At 67.4% G+C, this 16,026-nt stretch carries 18 protein-coding genes; 8 read left to right on the plus strand and 10 right to left on the minus strand.

Translation table 11 applies throughout. The features are described 5' to 3' along the window. The first annotated feature begins 48 nt into the window (after positions 1–48). Positions 49–990 carry an RsmB/NOP family class I SAM-dependent RNA methyltransferase gene (locus tag ABY42_RS07760; protein WP_050459103.1) on the plus strand — a complete coding sequence of 314 codons (942 nt, stop codon included), beginning with the start codon at positions 49–51 and terminating at the stop codon, positions 988–990. Beyond that, positions 987–1,523 carry a DUF7122 family protein gene (locus tag ABY42_RS07765; RefSeq protein ID WP_004976811.1) on the plus strand — a complete coding sequence of 179 codons (537 nt, stop codon included), beginning with the start codon at positions 987–989 and terminating at the stop codon, positions 1,521–1,523. The genes ABY42_RS07760 and ABY42_RS07765 overlap by 4 nt, the downstream gene beginning before the upstream one ends. Before the next feature lie 24 nt (positions 1,524–1,547). Here the strand turns inward: ABY42_RS07765 and ABY42_RS07770 are convergent, their stop codons facing one another. Next, on the minus strand, positions 1,548–3,050 hold the full coding sequence (locus tag ABY42_RS07770; RefSeq protein WP_050459104.1) for a DUF790 family protein: 1,503 nt from the start codon (positions 3,048–3,050) through the stop codon (positions 1,548–1,550). Positions 3,051–3,179: 129 nt separating this feature from the next. Here ABY42_RS07770 and ABY42_RS07775 point away from each other — a divergent pair, with 129 nt between their 5' ends. Continuing rightward, positions 3,180–3,572 (plus strand): hypothetical protein, encoded by a 393-nt coding sequence (locus ABY42_RS07775; protein WP_049905210.1) that lies wholly within the window; start codon positions 3,180–3,182, stop codon positions 3,570–3,572. Positions 3,573–3,611: 39 nt separating this feature from the next. Here the strand turns inward: ABY42_RS07775 and ABY42_RS07780 are convergent, their stop codons facing one another. Further along, positions 3,612–4,946, minus strand: coding sequence for a DEAD/DEAH box helicase (locus ABY42_RS07780; RefSeq protein ID WP_050459105.1), 1,335 nt, complete (start codon positions 4,944–4,946; stop codon positions 3,612–3,614). Between the two features lie 135 nt (positions 4,947–5,081). On the opposite strand from ABY42_RS07780, the gene ABY42_RS19785 reads away from it, so the two are divergent. After that, complete coding sequence (locus ABY42_RS19785; RefSeq protein WP_004970650.1) at positions 5,082–5,231, plus strand: hypothetical protein; 150 nt, start codon at positions 5,082–5,084, stop codon at positions 5,229–5,231. A gap of 1 nt (position 5,232) precedes the next feature. On the opposite strand, the gene ABY42_RS07785 is transcribed toward ABY42_RS19785, so the two are convergent. From ABY42_RS07785 to ABY42_RS07800, 4 genes are read right to left on the minus strand one after another with little or no spacing between them, the layout of a single operon-like run. Then, complete coding sequence (locus tag ABY42_RS07785; protein WP_050459106.1) at positions 5,233–5,685, minus strand: hypothetical protein; 453 nt, start codon at positions 5,683–5,685, stop codon at positions 5,233–5,235. Positions 5,686–5,716: 31 nt separating this feature from the next. Beyond that, positions 5,717–6,544 carry an ABC transporter ATP-binding protein gene (locus ABY42_RS07790; protein WP_050459107.1) on the minus strand — a complete coding sequence of 276 codons (828 nt, stop codon included), beginning with the start codon at positions 6,542–6,544 and terminating at the stop codon, positions 5,717–5,719. After that, complete coding sequence (locus tag ABY42_RS07795) at positions 6,532–7,401, minus strand: ABC transporter permease (protein ID WP_050459108.1); 870 nt, start codon at positions 7,399–7,401, stop codon at positions 6,532–6,534. Before ABY42_RS07795 ends, ABY42_RS07790 begins: the two co-directional genes overlap by 13 nt. Then, positions 7,398–8,444 carry an ABC transporter substrate-binding protein gene (locus tag ABY42_RS07800; RefSeq protein ID WP_050459109.1) on the minus strand — a complete coding sequence of 349 codons (1,047 nt, stop codon included), beginning with the start codon at positions 8,442–8,444 and terminating at the stop codon, positions 7,398–7,400. Before ABY42_RS07800 ends, ABY42_RS07795 begins: the two co-directional genes overlap by 4 nt. 256 nt (positions 8,445–8,700) lie before the next feature. On the opposite strand from ABY42_RS07800, the gene ABY42_RS07805 reads away from it, so the two are divergent. Both ABY42_RS07805 and ABY42_RS07810 read left to right on the plus strand, forming a co-directional pair. Continuing rightward, entirely contained in the window at positions 8,701–9,822 is a 1,122-nt protein-coding gene (locus ABY42_RS07805) for a pyridoxal phosphate-dependent aminotransferase (protein WP_050459110.1), read from the plus strand. A gap of 130 nt (positions 9,823–9,952) precedes the next feature. Continuing rightward, positions 9,953–11,521, plus strand: a complete 1,569-nt coding sequence (locus ABY42_RS07810) for a Na+/H+ antiporter NhaC family protein (RefSeq protein ID WP_004976792.1) — start codon at positions 9,953–9,955, stop codon at positions 11,519–11,521. Positions 11,522–11,649: 128 nt separating this feature from the next. Here the strand turns inward: ABY42_RS07810 and ABY42_RS07815 are convergent, their stop codons facing one another. Further along, positions 11,650–12,069: a DUF5367 family protein gene (locus tag ABY42_RS07815; protein WP_004976788.1), complete on the minus strand. Its 420-nt coding sequence runs from the start codon at positions 12,067–12,069 to the stop codon at positions 11,650–11,652. A gap of 82 nt (positions 12,070–12,151) precedes the next feature. On the opposite strand from ABY42_RS07815, the gene ABY42_RS07820 reads away from it, so the two are divergent. Further along, positions 12,152–12,397 carry a hypothetical protein gene (locus tag ABY42_RS07820; protein WP_004976785.1) on the plus strand — a complete coding sequence of 82 codons (246 nt, stop codon included), beginning with the start codon at positions 12,152–12,154 and terminating at the stop codon, positions 12,395–12,397. 227 nt (positions 12,398–12,624) lie between these two features. On the opposite strand, the gene ABY42_RS07825 is transcribed toward ABY42_RS07820, so the two are convergent. From ABY42_RS07825 to ABY42_RS07835, 3 genes are all read right to left on the minus strand, one after another. After that, positions 12,625–13,800: a redox-regulated ATPase YchF gene (locus ABY42_RS07825; RefSeq protein ID WP_004976783.1), complete on the minus strand. Its 1,176-nt coding sequence runs from the start codon at positions 13,798–13,800 to the stop codon at positions 12,625–12,627. A 78-nt stretch (positions 13,801–13,878) separates the two neighbouring features. Beyond that, complete coding sequence (locus ABY42_RS07830; protein ID WP_004976781.1) at positions 13,879–14,742, minus strand: DUF4349 domain-containing protein; 864 nt, start codon at positions 14,740–14,742, stop codon at positions 13,879–13,881. 106 nt (positions 14,743–14,848) lie between these two features. Continuing rightward, positions 14,849–15,700: a polymer-forming cytoskeletal protein gene (locus ABY42_RS07835; RefSeq protein WP_004976778.1), complete on the minus strand. Its 852-nt coding sequence runs from the start codon at positions 15,698–15,700 to the stop codon at positions 14,849–14,851. 121 nt (positions 15,701–15,821) lie between these two features. Between ABY42_RS07835 and ABY42_RS07840 the strand changes: the two genes are divergently transcribed. Beyond that, the gene (locus tag ABY42_RS07840) at positions 15,822–16,025 is read left to right on the plus strand and encodes a DUF5800 family protein (protein ID WP_004976775.1); all 204 of its coding nucleotides are present in this window, start codon (positions 15,822–15,824) and stop codon (positions 16,023–16,025) included. Position 16,026 lies beyond the last annotated feature (1 nt).

Here is a 16,026-nt window from a genome sequence, read left to right on the forward strand (position 1 = left end):
CCCGACGACTCCGAAACCGACAAGCGCGCCCCCGCGGAATCGAGTGTCATGAACCCGCTCCAGCGGTACGCGCCGCTCGTGGACGACGAGGAGGCCTTTTTCGCGGCCTGCGAGCGGCCGCTTCCCTCCGTCGTCCGCGTCAACACCATCAAGACGACGGTGGCGCGCGCCCGCGAGGCGCTCGACGACGAGGGCGTCGCCTACGAACCGACCGACTGGCACCCCGGCATCCTGAAGCTCGAAGACAGCAGTCCGGGGACGAACTGGCCGTACTTCCACGGCTGGCTCCACGGCCAAGAGGAGGTGTCGGCGCTCCCGGCTATCGCACTCGACCCGCAACCGGGCGAGCGCGTCTGGGACACCTGCGCCGCGCCGGGGTCGAAGACGACCCAGATTGCCGCCATGATGGACGACGAGGGCGTCCTCGTCGGCAACGACAACAACCTCGGTCGGCTGTCGGCGCTCCGCCACAACGCCGAGCGCCTCGGCGTGACCAACCTCGTCGTGTCGAATCAGGACGCCCGCAACTTCTCGATGAAGCCCTTCGGGGACCGGACCCCCGAAAAGTCCGGGTCGTTCGAGCAGTTCGACCGCGTCCTCGTCGACGCCCCCTGTTCCTGCGAGGGCACCTGCCGGAAGAACCCCGACGTGCTCGACGAGTGGACGATGAACCACGTCAAAAGCGTCGCCGGCATCCAGAAGGGCATCCTCCGGCGCGCCGTGCAGGTGACGAAAGCCGGCGGCACCGTCGTCTACTCCACGTGTACCTTCGCGCCCGAGGAGAACGAGGCCATCCTCGACTTCGTCCTCGAACGGGAGGACTGCGAGGTCGTCGAGTGGGACGTCCCCGACGGCTTCGAGACCGCGCCCGGCATCACCGAGTGGGAGGGCGACGAGTACGACCCGTCGGTGACCAAGGCCCGCCGCGTCTACCCGCACCACAACGACACGGGCGGCTTCTTCACCGCCAAACTGGAGGTGAACGCATGAGCGACGACACCGCCCCCGACGAGAACTGGGGCCAGCAGTTCGACCGCCTGCCGCCGACGCCCGACGACCGCGTCGTCGAGGGGCGGCCCTCCCGCGAGGAGGTCGTCGACTGGTGGGAAGAGCGGTTCGGCGTCGACCCGGCGGTCTTCGACGGCTACACGTTCTGGGAGAAGGGCGCGGGCAAGATTTGGGCGTTCCACGGCGAGGTCGTCGACCCCATCAAAGTCGAGGGGCTCGGAATGCGCATCCTCCGGACCCGTCAGCGCCACTGGAAGCCCTCGACCAACGCGGTCCAGCGGTTCTGCGGCGACGCGACGAAGAACGTCATCGAACTGAGCCCCGGCGAGGCGAAGGCGTTCGTCGACGGCCACGACCAACAGCTCGACCGATGGGAGGGCGACTGGGGCTACCTCACCGCCGCCCACGAAATCGCCGGCGAACTCGAACCGCTCGGCGTCGGGCTCTACCTCCACGGGGAACTCCGCTCGACCGTCCCGAAGGGTCGGCAGGAAGAACTCGTCAAACTCGACTGAGCGGTTCGGGGTCGCCCCCCGAGACTACTTCTCTTTGACCGTTCCGCCGGTCAGACCCTCCCACTCGACCCGGTAGCCGAGCCGCGAGAGGACCGCGCTCGCGTCGTCGAGGCCGCGGTCGTCGAGGACGGACTCGACCGCCGACAGCGACATCCCCGCCTCGACTTCCCCGGCGAGCGCGTCGAGGACGGCGGGCCGAACCAGGGTCCGCCCGACGAGCTCGTGTTCCGGGAAGACCACGTCGTCGAGCGCGTCGACGGAGACGCCGCGGGCCGCCGCGAGGTCGGACAGGATGACCACGTCGTCGTCCGGCGCGAGTTCGGCGGGGAGCGACGAGGCCGCGTCGGCGACGAGGTCGGACTCGTAGTCGCGCAGCACGTCCACCACGTCCTTCACGCGCACGGAGCCGGAGTAGGGGACCGCGCGGTGGTCGCGGGCGGCGATGTCCTCGCCGACGCCGAGCGACTCGTCCACGGCGACGACGAGTTCCACGTCCTCCACGTCGGCGAGTTGGCCCAGCTTCTTTTCGACGTACTCGGGCGTCCAAAAGCCCATAATCTCGAAGAAGACGCGGAAGTCGGCGTGCGCGTAGTCGAACGCGAAGTCCGGAATCATCACGCTCGTCCCCGTTTCGAGGGGCTCCGGCTCCCGGACGAGCGACCAGTCGAGGTCGAGGCCGCGGAAGCGGGCGGCGAAGTCGGCCTCCACGTCGCTGTCGAAGCCGGGTTCGGCCATCGGCTCGACGCCGGGGACCGACACGTCCTCGCTCGTGAGCGTCAGTTCGCGTTCCGTCCCGCGGTCGTCGATGGTCGCCACGAGTCGCCAGTCGCCGGCGGTTGCGACCGACCGAAGCAGGCGGGCGAAGGCGGTTCCGTAGCGTCTGGTTCGCTGAAAGAGCGCGTCGGGACCGGTGACGACGACCTCGCGCCCGGCGTCGGTCTTCCGGACCTCGTACATGAGGCGGAGGCGCTTGACCGCCGAGACGACTGCCTTCGGGTCGGAGCTTCGGACCCGAACCTCGGTCGCGTCGAACAGGGCGGTCTGGGCGAGCGAAAGGTTGTACTGCGCGAGCAGTTCGTCGGGCGTCCACCGCGGGTCGAACTCGGAAAGCACCTGTTCGACCTCGCGGTCGGCCGTGAGCGACTCGTCGACCGCCTCGGGCGACGACCCGAGCGAGGACGCCGCGCGGTCGAGCGCCGCGGCTCGCTCCTCGTCGGTCGTTACGCCACCGACCGCCATCGCGGCCTCGAACGCGGCGCGGCGGGCGCGAACGGGCGGCAGGGGAGCCGCCGTCTCGAACACCGCCTCGCGGTCGAGCAGCGACGCGAAGCCGCGGGCGAGTTTGAAGTCGTCGGCCTCGGCTTCGAGGTCCGCGAGGGCGTCGTCGAGGTCGGCCCGCGCGTCGCCGACGTGCCGCCGGAAGACGCCGATGGCCTTCGCGGCCAGCGGGCGGTCCCCACGGTCGGCGAACTGCGGGTGGTAGCCGCCGCCCGCCCGCGACACGCGAAGCAGGTCCTTCGTCAGCACGCTCGCCACGACGGGACCACGGGACAAAAACGACTCGGGCGGCGGGGCGAGAGTGAGCGACGGCGCGGGCGGACACCGGCCGACGGCACGGACGACAAGGTTCATTGCGCCCGCGGCGGACGCCATCGTATGGAGCGACGACGCCTCCTCGGACTGGTCGCGGTCGGCCTGTCGTCCGGCTGTCTCGGGTCGCTTCCGGGCGCGACGGGTCCGCGAAACCCGCCCGAGGCACCGGCAGGGGAGCCCCGAGACACCCCGGAGGTACCGCCGGTTCGTATCTCCGAGGTCGACTTCGAGGCGACCGACGACGGCCGCCTCCGCGTCTTCGGGACGGTCGTCAACGACAGCGGGGCGGAGCGAATCGCCACGGTCGAAGCCCGCGTCAGCGTCCGCGACGAGGAGTCGACCCGGTCGCAGGAGCTCGCCGTCCCGGCAGCCGGGAGCGCCGACTTCGCAATCGAGTTCGAGTTCGAGTACGACGCCTTCGCCAACAACGGCGACCTGAACGTCTCGCTGGCCTGACTCCGAAGGCGACCGCTTTCCCGCCGGTGCCGACCCGCGTCACCGACGCCGGGCCGCGACCCGTTCTTCCGCCGTCTCGACGCTCACGAGTTCGTAGAGCGTCGCGGTCGCGCCGTCGGCCTTCGGTCGGAGGATGCGACCGAGGCGCTGGGTGAACTCGCGTTCCGACCCCGACCCCGAAAGGAGGATGCCGACATTCGCGTCGGGCACGTCCACGCCCTCGTCGAGCACGTTGGCCGCGACGACGGTGTCGTAGGTGCCGTCGCGGAAGCGGTCGAGGATTTCGCGGCGCTCTTTCGTGCCGGTCTCGTTGGTTATCGGCGGGACGAGGAAGCGCCGCGAGATGCGGTAGACGAGGTCGGTCGAGGCGGTGAAGACGATGACGCGGTCCTCGCGGTGTCGCGCGAGCAACCGGGCCAGTTTGTCCACCTTCGCCTCGGAGTTCATCATCACGTCGCGGGCGCGCTGCTTGGCGAGGAGCGCCGCCCGCGCTCTCGGGTCGTTCCCGGAGCGCATCACGAGTTTCTGGTAGTCGCTGCCCGACTGCATCGACAGCCCCGAGGTGCGCAGGTAGTTCACGAACGTCTCCTGTGCCTCGTCGTACGTCTCGCGCTCGGCAGCCGTGAGTTCCACCTCGATTCGGCGGACCTCGTAGTCGGCGAGGTGGTCGCCCGCCAAGTCGTCCACGTCGAGGCGGTACACCCGCGGGCCGACGAGTTCCTCGACGCGCTCGTGTGCGCCGTCGGGGCGCTCGAACGTCGCCGTCAGACCGAGGCGAGCGGGCGCGGCGAGGAATCTGGGGATGTCTTGGTATCCCTCGCCGCCGAGGTGGTGGACCTCGTCGAAGACGACGAGGCCGAAGTCGCCGCCCACGTCGTCGGCGCGGAGGTACGCCGAGTCGTACGTCGAGACCGTGATGGCCTCTTGGGTCTGTTCGCCGCCGCCGAACCGACCGACCGGCACGTCGAACTCGGTTTCGAGTTCGCGTATCCACTGGTCCTGTAAATCGATGGTCGGCACGACGACGAGCGTCGGCACGGAGCGGGCGACCATCGCGGCGACCGCGAGGACCGTCTTGCCCGCGCCGGTCGGCAGTTCCACGACGCCGCGACCGCCCGCGTCGAGCCACGCGTCGAGCGCGGCGCGCTGGTAGTCGCGGAGGTCGTAGGTCGTCGAAAGCGAGAGGGGGGCGTCGAGGGCGAGCGTGTCTTCGAACTCGGTTCCCCGTCGCTCTAATTCGTCTCGAATGGCGGCGTACCGCATCGCTGGGGCTCGATAGCCGCCGCTTCGGGGGTCGGCTTCGACGCCGGGAATCGAGATATCGAGGTCGGTAGCGAGGTGAATCGTTCCGTCCTCGAAGCGGAGGGTCGTCACTACCGGCGCGTTGGCGGGGCGCGGTCATAAATCGACGGTCCCGCGGTGCGGCGGTCGGGCCGGAGTCCCGTGCGCTTCCTGTCCCGCCGTCCGCGGGCCGAAGGTTCAAATCCGATGGCGGGGCTACGGACGTGTATGAGCGACGACCTCGACGACGCGGTCGCACAGTTCCTCAGCGACTACAACAGCGCGATGAAGGAGTACGAGAAGGGCTACGTCGACGCCGACGCGACGCTGTCGGTCATCGACGCGCACATCGACGAGTTGCGAGAGGCGCGGGAGTAGTTCAGTACCACAGCGAATCATCGCTACACCCGGTCCCTTTGAGTTTAATCTCCCCCTCCGTGGAGATGACGATGTACAGTCCGGGGGTTGGTGAGTCGTACCCAGAACAGTCGGGCAGGTACGTGAACTCTCGGTCGCCAATATTGTTGCTCCGGGCTTCGATGTGGACGATGTACGGCCGAGCGGGAGCAACCGCCGGAAAATTCAGTCTCGGAACGTCTCCGTCCTCGGGTTGCGCCTCGATGTCGATATACTCCATCCATGCGAGTCCTTCGCTCCACTCGTCGGCGCCTCGGCGAACGAGTTGCACGGTCAAGGAGTGCGGTTGGTCGTGGAAGTTCATCACCGAGAGCAACAGCTTCGGCCTGAGTTCTTGATACACCGTGTTTCCGACGAGGCCAATACCACCGAGTCCGGCGACTGCGCCAGCGATGACCTGTCGTCTAGATATCATAAACCGAGGTACCGAATCGAGGGTGAAAAGCTTACTCGCCTATCAGCCCGCGAATCCGCTCGACGTATTCTGCAAATTCGCTTTCGGTCCGCTCGCGCGGACGGTCGATATCGACCGAGACGATTTCGCGGACGCGGCCCGGGTTGGCGGCCATGACGACCACGCGGTCGGCGAGCGTGACGGCCTCTTCGACGTCGTGGGTGACGAACAGCACCGTCTTGTCCGTCTCCGCCCAGATATCGAGCAGTTCGCCGTGGAGCATGTCGCGGGTCTGGGCGTCGACCGCGCCGAACGGCTCGTCCATGAGGAGCAGTTCGGGGTCGACCGCGAGCGCGCGGGCGATGCCGACCCGCTGTTTCATCCCGCCGGACAGCTCCTTCGGGTAGGCGTCGGCGAAGCCGTCGAGACCGACGAGTTCGAGCATCTCAGTCACGCGCTCCGAGCGCGCCGGCTCCTCGACGCCCTGTTCTTCGAGGCCGAAAGCGACGTTCTCGGCGACGGTTCGCCACGGGAACAGCCCGTACTCCTGAAACACCATGCCGCGGTCGGTGCCGGGGCCGGTGACGGGCGAGCCGTCGAGGGTGACCGCGCCCGACGTGGCGTCTTCGAGGCCGGCGATGATGCGGAACAGCGTCGTCTTGCCGCAGCCGGAGGGACCGACGATACAGACGAACTCGCCGTCCTCGACCGCGAACTCGACGTCCGACAGCGCCTCGACCGTCCGGCGGTCGGAAGCGTAGGTCTTGCCGAGCGAATCGACCCGGACCGTCGCGGTCTCGTCGGGGTCGGTCGCGGTCTCGTCGGGGTCGGTCGCGGTCGCGTCGGCTCCCGCGTTCGCGTCCCCGCTCATGCTCTCCACTCCAGCGCCCGCCGTTCGACCCGGCGGAACAGGCCGTCGCTCACGAGGAAGACGATGCTGATGACGAGCATGTAGGCGACCGACACGTCCATGGCGAGGTTCTGCGCCGTGTTGAGAATCTCGTAGCCGACGCCGACGCCGACGATGAGTTCGGCCGCGACGACGATCATCCAGCACTGGCCGATGCTCGTCCGGATGCCGGTCATGATCGAGGGGCTGGCCGCCGGGATGACGACCTTCCGAATCATCGTCCAGTCGTCGTCGACGCCGAGGCTCGCGGCGACCTCTTTGAGGTCCTCGGAGACCCCCTCGACGCCGCCGTAGGCGCTGTAGAAGTTAATCCAGAAGGAGCCGATGGCGACGATGAACGTCGCGCCCTGGTGGTTGACGCCGAGCCAGATGACGGCGAAGCCGATCCACGCCAGCGGCGGAATCGGCCGGAGGAGGCGCGTGACGGGCGTGAAGACGCTGTCGACGCGGGTGTTCCAGCCCATGGCGACGCCCGCGAAGACGCCGAGCGAGGTCCCGATGAGCAGGCCCGGCACGTAGTGGTAGAGGCTCTGAATCAGCTTGACCACCAGTCGAGTCGCCGGGAGTTCCGCGCCGGTGAAGGGAATCGAAAGCGACGCCGGCGCGGTGAGTTCGACGACGAATGCCGCCAGCACCTCGACGGGCGAGGGGAGCAGATACGTCGGCTGGAACAGCGCGGCGACGTACCAGACGGCGAGAAAGCCCGCGAAGCCGGCGACCGCGAGCCCCGTCTGTTCAGAGGAGAACCCCGCGAGCCGGTCGAGCAGTCGCTCGTCCGCCTCCGTCTCCGAGAGGGCGACGCCGCTGCCGACTTCGTCGTTGCTCATAGCGAGTCGTAGATGCCGTAATCGAACATCTCGTCGACGGTCAACTGCGCTTCCGTCTTCCCGAGCGTCTGGGCGTAGTCGGCGAAGATTTCAGCGCCGCCTTCGATATCGTGGGGGTCGGTGATGAAGTCCGACGCGGGGGAGTCGAGCGCCGCGCGAGCGGTCTCGACCGGGAGCGCGCTCTCGCCGATGACCGAACTCGCGTGCTGGGCGGCCGTGTCGGGGTTGTCGGCGACGAAGTTCGTCGCCCGCTGGTGGAGTTCGACGAACTCCGTGGCGAGGTCGCGGTTGTCCTGCCGGAGGCGGTCGTGCATGAGCGTGACCGCCGCGGGCTGGCCGGGCATGAAGTCGCCCGCCCACGCGATGGGCTGGAACGGCGCGTCGTTGGCCTCGATGACCGTCGGAACGGGCTCCATGATGCTCGTGCCGTCGATGTTGTTCGAGAGGAGCGCCTGCTGGACCGCGGCCGCGCCGCCGAGGCCCTTGATGTTCACGTCCTCCTCGGGGTCGAGCCCGAGCGTGTTCTGAATCCAGTAGCGGAGCAGGATGTCGGGGACCGACCCCGGCGGGAACGTGCCGAAGGTGAACTTCCGGCCCTCTCGGGCCTCGAACTCGGCGAAGGCGTCCGCACCGTGTTCCTCCCAGAGGGCGGCGAAGTCGTCGGTGGCGAGAATCTGCATCGCGTTCTTGATGTTCGCCGCGGTGATCTTCGCGGGGATGCCCTTGTCCATGACAATCATCGCCGGGACGATGCCGAACATCATCACGTCGAAGTCGCCCGTCGCCGACGCCTGCACGATGCTCGGACCGTCGGAGAACTTCTTGCCCGCGACCGGGACCGAAAGCTGGTCGAACAGCCCCTCTTCTTCCAACACGAAGTACTGCATGTCCGGGTAGATGGGCATGTAGGCGACGTTGAGTTCGTCCAGCCCGCTCCCGCCGGACCCGCCGAGACAGCCCGCGAGGCCGGCGGTCGCGGCGAGGCCGGAGCCCTGCAGGAATCGTCTACGGCTGAGTGAAGTCGAGCGTGGTGCCTCTGTCATTGCCATCGTTACGAATCAGCGCCTTATTCCGGGCGCGTACGCGGTAACGATAGACGCGGTAGATGACGCGCGAGAACCGATGAAAATCCACCTCACGGCCGCATTCGGGGTTGAAACAGTCGGTTCTCCTGAATTGTCCCCTCCAAGATAGCGGCAGTAAAATCCGTCACTGTACGTCGGTCACGTCACGGAGCCGACGGGTCGGCCGCGACCGTGCGTGGGAAGAACTATCCCGAACCGCGACGCGGGATAGGATATGACGCACTTCTCCGACCGGGTGGAGCGCATCTCCATCAGCGGCATTCGCAAGGTGTTCGAGGCGGCTGGCGAAGACGCTATCAACCTCGGGTTGGGCCAGCCAGACTTCCCGGCCCCGGACCACGCGCGACGGGCAGCCGTCGAGGCCATTGAGGCCGGCGAGGCGGACGGCTACACGGGGAACAAGGGACTCCCGAGCCTGCGCGAGGCAATCGCCGAGAAGCACCGCCGCGACCAGGGCGTCGACCTCGACCCCGGCGACGTCATCGCCACGGCCGGGGGGAGCGAGGCGCTCCACATCGCCATCGAGGCGCACGTGAACGAGGGCGACGAGGTCATCATCCCGGACCCCGGCTTCGTCTCCTACGACGCGCTCACCAAACTCGCCGGCGGCGAACCGGTGCCGGTCCCCCTCCGCGACGACCTGACGCTCGACCCCGAGGCGGTCGAAGACGCCATCACCGAGGACACCGCGGCGTTCGTCGTCAACAGCCCCGGCAACCCGACGGGCGCGGTGTCGCCGCCCGACGACATCGCCGAGTTCGCCCGCATCGCCGACGAGCACGACGTGCTCTGCATCTCCGACGAGGTGTACGAGTACACCGTCTTCGAGGGCGAACACCGCTCGCCCATCGAGTTCGCCGAGACCGACAACGTCGTCGTCGTCAACTCGGCCTCGAAGCTCTTTTCGATGACCGGCTGGCGACTGGGCTGGGTGTACGGCTCTACCCGCCGGGTCGAGCGCATGCTCCGAGTCCACCAGTACGTGCAGGCGTGCGCCTCCGCGCCGGCGCAGTTCGCTGCCGAAGCCGCGCTCAGCGGCCCGCAGGACCGAATCGAGGAGATGACCGAGACGTTCCGCGAGCGCCGCGACCTCGTCGTCGAGGGGCTGGAGGACATCGGCCTCACCGTCCCGTCGCCGGGCGGCGCGTTCTACGTCATGCCCGAGGTTCCCGAGGGCTTCGTCGACGAGTGCATCGACCGCGGCGTGATCATCGTCCCCGGCGAGGCGTTCGGCGAGCACGGCCACGGCTACGCCCGCCTGTCGTACGCGACCGACACCGAGTCGCTCCGCGAGGCCATCGAGATAATGGGCGAGGCGTACGACGCGGTCGTCTGAAATTCGCTCACGGCCGTTATCGGACGATTCGTCGACCGAACTACGACAACTCACGGCATCCGATACGTCTTATTCTCGGCGTTCGAAGTGAAAACCCTTAAATTCGGGAGCCGGTGACGAAACGTTTGTCATGCCCGCAGAGACGCAGGGAGTCATCAGCCTGCTGCCGGCGCTCTTCGCAATCGTGCTGACGCTGCTCAGTCGGCAGGTGCTCCTCTCGCTTTTCACCGGCATCTGGATCGGTGCGACCATCCTGGTGGGATGGAACCCCATCGGCGGGGCGGCGTACTCCCTCCAGTTGGTCATCAACAACGTGACCGAGTCGTTCAACAGCAAACTCCTCCTGTTTACCTTCCTCTCGGGCGCGATGCTCGGGATGATATTCCTCTCGGGCGGGATGAACGCGCTCGCACAGCGCATCATCGCCCGCATCAAGACACGGAAACAGGCCGCGTTGGGGACGAGCGTCCTCGGGATGCTCATCTTCGTCGACTCCTACGCGAGCACGATGATTACGGGCTCGGTGATGCGCCCCATCACCGACAAGTTCGACATCAGCCGCGAGAAGCTCGCGTACCTGCTCGATTCGACCACCTCGCCCGTGGTGAGTGTCGCCGTCGTCTCGACGTGGGTCGGCTTCGAGGTCGGACTCATCCGCGAGCAGTTCGCCTCGCTCGGCATCGACCAGAGCGCCTTCGTGGTGTTCCTCCAGAGCATTCCGTTCCGCTTCTACAGCCTGCTCGCGGTCGCGCTCGTGTTCATCCTCGTCGTGATGGACTGGGACTTCGGGCCGATGAAGCGCGCCGAGCGCCGCGCGAAAGAAGAGGGGAAGCTCCTCGGCGACGACGCCGACCCCCTCATCGAGACGCGCGAGGAGGACATCGTCACGCCCGACCACGTCGACTCGCGCTGGTGGTACTTCGCCGCGCCCATCGTCGCGCTCGTCGCCGTCACCGGCTTCGGCCTGCTGTACTCCGGCGGCTGGCCCGGCGTCGCACCCGTCGAGGCGCTGAAGGATGCGGCCACCGCCGACGCCATCCTCTGGGGCGTCTTCTCGGCGTGCGCGCTGCTGCTCGCCATCCTCGTCGGCCACGCCCGCGTCGAACTCGAAGCCGTCAGCGACGCCATCTTCGAGGGATTCAAGATGGTCATGTTCCCCGTGGCCGTCCTCTCGCTGGCGTGGACCATCGGCAGTGTCAGCCAGGCGCTCGGCGTCGGTGCGTTCGTCGTCAGCGTCGCCGAGGGCGTCATCACGCCAGAAATCCTGCCCGCGGTCGTCTTCCTCGCCGCGGCCATCATCTCGTTCTCGATAGGCACGTCGTGGGGAACGATGAGTATCATGTTCCCCGTCGCGGTGCCGCTTGCCTACCAGCTCGGCGCGCCGCTCCCCGGTGCCATCGGCGCTATCCTCACCGGCTCGCTGTTCGGTGACCACTGTTCGCCCATCAGCGACACGACGGTCCTCTCGTCGATGTTCGCCGGCGCGGACCACGTCGACCACGTGAACACGCAGATTCCGTACGCCGTCCTCTGCGGAGCCGTCGCGACGGGGCTGTTCCTCGCGAGCGGCTACGGCGTGGGCTCGCTGGCGCTCCTCGGAATCGGCGTCGTCGCGCTGTTCGCGCTCGCGTACTACCTCTCGCAACACGCCGACGTGAGCGTCCCGACCGCCTTCGGCTCCTCGTCGGAGTCGGACTGACGAGTCGGAATCGGACCGCCGCTCCGCGCCCTATTTTTCGCGTCGTCGCGCGTGACTGAGCAGAAGAGAGGAGCGCCGCACCGTCGCCGAGCGGCGGCTCGACGATGGGAACGTCAGCCCGAACCGAGTCACTGACCGACGAAGCCCGCGACCAGCACCGTCGCGTACGCCAGGAGCAACAGCCCGCCGAAGAGCCCCGCGGCTTCGAGCCCCATGTTCGGGTAGACGAGCGAGAACAGCGCCGTCGAGACCGCGTCGACGAGCATACCCGGGACGACGAGCAGCGCCGCGGCCTCCCGTTTCGCGCCGCCGGAGAGCCCGCGCCACCGGAAGACCCCGACCGCGAGCGCCCACATCGCGGGCACCGTCAACGCGAACACCACGGCCGTGACCAACGGACGAGAGGGCACTAACACGAGCTGGCCGACGACGCGGAAGACGAGGCCGGCGACGAGGGCAATCGCCAGTCCGACGCCGAGAAGCACCCGCGTCTCGGACAGCGGGAGCCGGCGAGCGTCGGCCTCGGAGACCTGTGAACCGATTGTCATGCGTCCCGTACGCGGGCGAGAACTATCAGCGTTCGTACGGGGCCGTAGGTTATTATGTCATTCGGAATTAACGATTGGGCGGATGTCAGTTCTCTCGACCGCCGACGAAGGGAAGTTCCTCATGGACGAGGAAGCCGAACAGATCGGAATCGTGACCGAAGTCGACACGGACGCCCAAATCGCGTACGTCGAACCCGACCCAGACATCGCCGAGGCGGTCGTGCAGGGCCTCGGCTTCGGCGACGCCGACGGCGACGACATCGAGGTCCCCGCCGAGTCGGTGGCGACGGTCACCGATACGGAACTCCGCGTCGCCAAAGACCTCTAAGCCGCAGTCGGTTAGGAACCGGCGGTTTCTGTTTTTATCGCGTAAACCCGGACGAGCGACCGCCACACCCCGGTGAACGATACTCTCGACCCCAGTCTCTGTCGTACGCCGGTGAGCTGCTGAACTCCAATTCTGTATAGCGTTATTTAGTTTACCTGTAGCGTGGCGGACGAGGTACTGACCCAAGAAGAGCGACAAAATTCGCAGAAAAGACGAATCTGTGACAGTTACTTCGCCGTCGAGACGATTTTGATAACGTCGCCCTCTTCGAGTTCGTGGTCTTCGGCGATGCGGCGTTTCGCTCGCGCGTCGACCGCGTGGAGGTAGCCGTCGCCGATGTCGGAGTGGACCGCGTACGCGAGGTCCCGCGGCGTCGACCCCCGCGGAAGGAGGAAGGCGTCGGGGAGGACGTTACCCGTGCCGTCGGTCCACTTCGACTCGTTTTGGACCGGGTAGACCGTGATTCGGTCGAGCACGTCGTAGACCGCGGTGTCGATGGCCTCCTGCGTGCCGGTGCCGCCGTGTTCGCCCATCAGGTCGCGGATTCGTTCGAGGCCCTTCTCCTGTGCGCCGCTCACGTCGCCGACGAGTTCGAAGTCGTCGTCGCCGGGGTGGTAGTCGATGATGCCCGCCTCGCGGGCCCGCCGGAGCGCGAGTTCGCCGTCCGCGGTGGCGGCGATGACGGGCTTTCCGGTCTCGGCGAGTCGTTCGAGGTTCTCCGGGGGCGCGATGTCGACCTTGTTGGCCACGAGGACGATGGGCTTGGTCCGCCGGCGAATCGCGCGGGCGAGTTCCACGCGGTCCTCGTCGTCCCAGTCTTGGGGGTTCGGCGAGTAGTCGAGGTCGCGCAGGACGGCGGCGATGTCGTACTCGCTCGCGCCGACGCCCGTCAGGAGGTCCGAGAGGGCGTCGTCCATGTCGAAGTCGGGCGACCGCGACTTGCGGACCACGGACTCCCAGTTCTTGTGGACGATGCCGGCGAGCCACTGTTCGAGTTCCTCCTCGATGAAGTCGACCTCCTCGACGGGGTCGAAGCTCCCGACTTCGACGGGTTCGCCCTCGGCGTTCGTTCCCCCAGAGGCGTCGACGACGTTGACGATTGCGTCCGCGTTCGTCAGTTCGTCGAGGAACTGATTGCCGAGGCCGCGGCCCTCGTGCGCGCCGGGGACGAGCCCGGCCACGTCCACGAGTTCGACGGCGACGTAGCGGATACCGTCCTCGCAGTTGCCGCAGCGCTCGTCGCGGTCGAGACAGGGACAGCGGGTGCGGGCGTGCGTGACGCCGCGGTTCGCGTCGATAGTCGTGAAGGGGTAGTTCGCCACGTCGACCTCGGCGAGCGTCGAGGCCGTGTAGAACGTCGATTTGCCGGCGTTCGGCTTGCCGGCTAACGCGAGAGAGAGCATGGCTCGACGATGGTCGCGGACGCGGAAAAACGCTCGCGTGCGAGGAGGCGCGAGCGACGAAAAGAAGCCGGCGAACAGTTAGTCCGTCAGTCGCCTGTAGGCGGCGCGGCCGGCGAGCACCACCCCGCTCCCGAGAATCGCGAGGAGGCCGCCGAAGACGACGAGGTACGGGACCGCGTAGGCGACGGCGACGACGAGCGCCCGAAGGGCGACGAACGCGCCGTTGACCGACTCGGAGAACGCCTGTAAGACCGGCGTGTCGTACCACTGCGCCGGGCCGGGCGGCCGCTCCGACAGCGAGACGCGGACGGTCGAGAGCGCGACCCGGTCTTCGAGCGACTGCTTCTGGGCTTCGAGCCGCTCGATTTCGGTCTGGACGTCCGTCAGGCGCTCTTCGACAGCGAGCACGTCTTCGGTCGTGTTAGCCGACTCGTAGAGTTCGCGGAGGCGGTCGCGCTGCGCGCGGAGATTGCTCAACCGCGCTTCGATATCGACCAGTTGGTCGGTCACGTCCTGCGAGTTCGTCTCGACGCGCTCGACCTCGCCGAGGTCCTTCATGTCGGCCATGAACGCCGAGAAGTCCTCGGAGGGGACGCGGACGACAAGCTGACCCGAGCGGTAGGTGCCGCCGCTCCGGCGGTTGACGTACTCGTTGGAGTCGCTGACGTAGCCGCCGTAGGATTCGGCGGTCGATTCGACCGCGTCGCGCGACTCGTTGAACTCGTCGACGGTCAGTTCTATCTGGCCGTTCTTGATGACCGCCCGCCGCTGGACCTGCGGGAGGTCGTCGCCGCCCGCCTGTTCGGCCTCGGCGGAGCCACCGGTATCGGCGGCGAGCGAGACGCTCTCCGACCCGCCCGCACCGCCGTCAGCCGCGCCGCCGGTACACCCGGCGAGAAGGACGAGGAGGGCGACCGAGAGAAGTTTCAGTCGATTGTCCATAGACGACACTCACCACGTGAGGGATTAATCGTTGGGTAAGCACAAACGGCGACTGTTGCTATCGCGGCGCACGGGCGGCATGGTCGCTCGGGCGACCCGGTTCCGGTTACTCGGCCTCGCGGGGGAGGTTATCGCGGTGGATGCGCATCTCGCCCCGGGCGCGCATCGTGCCGTCGACGTGCGCGCCGGCTTCGAGCACGAGGTCGTTACAGGACACGTCGCCGAGGACGCGCGCGTCCTCGTGGATGCGGACCTCGCCGTTTCGGGTGGTGACGTCGCCGTGGATGCGCGTTCCGCTCCCGACGACGATGTCGTCGCGGGCGCGGAGGCTCCCGAAGACGTTGTTGTCCTCGGCGAGGTCGATGGACTTCGCGCGGATGTTGCCGTGGATTCGGCAGTCGGAGCCGACGTGCGCGGGCGTCGAGACGCGCCACGCGTCGTCTGAGACGGTGGCGTTCCGGGGAATCACGAGCGGGTCGTGCGGCGACTCGCCCGAGAGGGTTTCGGCGAGTTCGTCGGCCGCCTCGTCCTCGCCGAGTCGGAGGAGTTGCGAGAGGACGATAAAGTAGAACACGAGCGTCGGAATCGGGTTGCGGATGACGATCCAGCCGTTGGCCTCGAACCCCTCTTCGATGTCGACGTCGTCGCCGATGTCGAGGTCGCCCGAGACCATCAGGCGGCCGGCGATGTGGACGCGCTCGCCGAGGTAGGCGTCGTTGCCGACGAGCACGTTGCCGGCCACGTCGTCGAGCATGTCGAGCCGGCAGTCGGCTTCGGCCTCGATGTCGCCGCCGAAGGTGACGCGCTCGCCCGCGAGGACGTTCCGCCCGCGGACGCCGAACTCGACGGTGCTCTGCCCGCCGACGACGACGTCGCCGTCGGTGACGAGGTCGTGTTCCTCGACCGTCGTCCCGTCGGGAATTTCGAGCGCATCGAGCGGGTCCGTACCCAGTGACACGCTCCGAACCAACACCCGTGCCGTAATAAACCGTCCGCAAGACGACCGTCAGACACGACGGGGGCCGCCGGTTTCGCGACGACGACGCGTATTTAACTACTCGCGGAAAACAAAGACAGGTATGACGATTCTCTCTTTCGACGACGACGGCGTAGACGTGGTCTACGAGGGAACGGAGTTCCGTCTCGAAAAGGCCCTCATCGAGGAGGCCATCGGGAAGTCCTACCCCGACGTGACCGACCACGAGGTGCTGAAAATCGTCGAGAAGGAGCCCTCCCTCTCCGGCGAGCCCCGGCGCGTCCGCGACATCCTGAACTCGTCGTAAC

The sequence above is a fragment of the Haloferax gibbonsii genome, assembly GCF_001190965.1.
Taxonomy (GTDB): domain Archaea; phylum Halobacteriota; class Halobacteria; order Halobacteriales; family Haloferacaceae; genus Haloferax; species Haloferax gibbonsii.

What these genes read in the sequence shown, in the direction of transcription:
- ABY42_RS07760 (WP_050459103.1), top strand. Translation starts at nt 49, where the DNA reads ATGAACCCGCTCCAGCGGTACGCGCCGCTCGTGGACGACGAGGAGGCC.
- ABY42_RS07765 (WP_004976811.1), top strand. Translation starts at nt 987, where the DNA reads ATGAGCGACGACACCGCCCCCGACGAGAACTGGGGCCAGCAGTTCGAC.
- ABY42_RS07775 (WP_049905210.1), top strand. Translation starts at nt 3,180, where the DNA reads ATGGAGCGACGACGCCTCCTCGGACTGGTCGCGGTCGGCCTGTCGTCC.
- ABY42_RS19785 (WP_004970650.1), top strand. Translation starts at nt 5,082, where the DNA reads ATGAGCGACGACCTCGACGACGCGGTCGCACAGTTCCTCAGCGACTAC.
- ABY42_RS07785 (WP_050459106.1), bottom strand. Translation starts at nt 5,685, where the DNA reads ATGATATCTAGACGACAGGTCATCGCTGGCGCAGTCGCCGGACTCGGT.
- ABY42_RS07795 (WP_050459108.1), bottom strand. Translation starts at nt 7,401, where the DNA reads ATGAGCAACGACGAAGTCGGCAGCGGCGTCGCCCTCTCGGAGACGGAG.
- ABY42_RS07800 (WP_050459109.1), bottom strand. Translation starts at nt 8,444, where the DNA reads ATGACAGAGGCACCACGCTCGACTTCACTCAGCCGTAGACGATTCCTG.
- ABY42_RS07805 (WP_050459110.1), top strand. Translation starts at nt 8,701, where the DNA reads ATGACGCACTTCTCCGACCGGGTGGAGCGCATCTCCATCAGCGGCATT.
- ABY42_RS07810 (WP_004976792.1), top strand. Translation starts at nt 9,953, where the DNA reads ATGCCCGCAGAGACGCAGGGAGTCATCAGCCTGCTGCCGGCGCTCTTC.
- ABY42_RS07815 (WP_004976788.1), bottom strand. Translation starts at nt 12,069, where the DNA reads ATGACAATCGGTTCACAGGTCTCCGAGGCCGACGCTCGCCGGCTCCCG.
- ABY42_RS07820 (WP_004976785.1), top strand. Translation starts at nt 12,152, where the DNA reads ATGTCAGTTCTCTCGACCGCCGACGAAGGGAAGTTCCTCATGGACGAG.
- ABY42_RS07825 (WP_004976783.1), bottom strand. Translation starts at nt 13,800, where the DNA reads ATGCTCTCTCTCGCGTTAGCCGGCAAGCCGAACGCCGGCAAATCGACG.
- ABY42_RS07830 (WP_004976781.1), bottom strand. Translation starts at nt 14,742, where the DNA reads ATGGACAATCGACTGAAACTTCTCTCGGTCGCCCTCCTCGTCCTTCTC.
- ABY42_RS07840 (WP_004976775.1), top strand. Translation starts at nt 15,822, where the DNA reads ATGACGATTCTCTCTTTCGACGACGACGGCGTAGACGTGGTCTACGAG.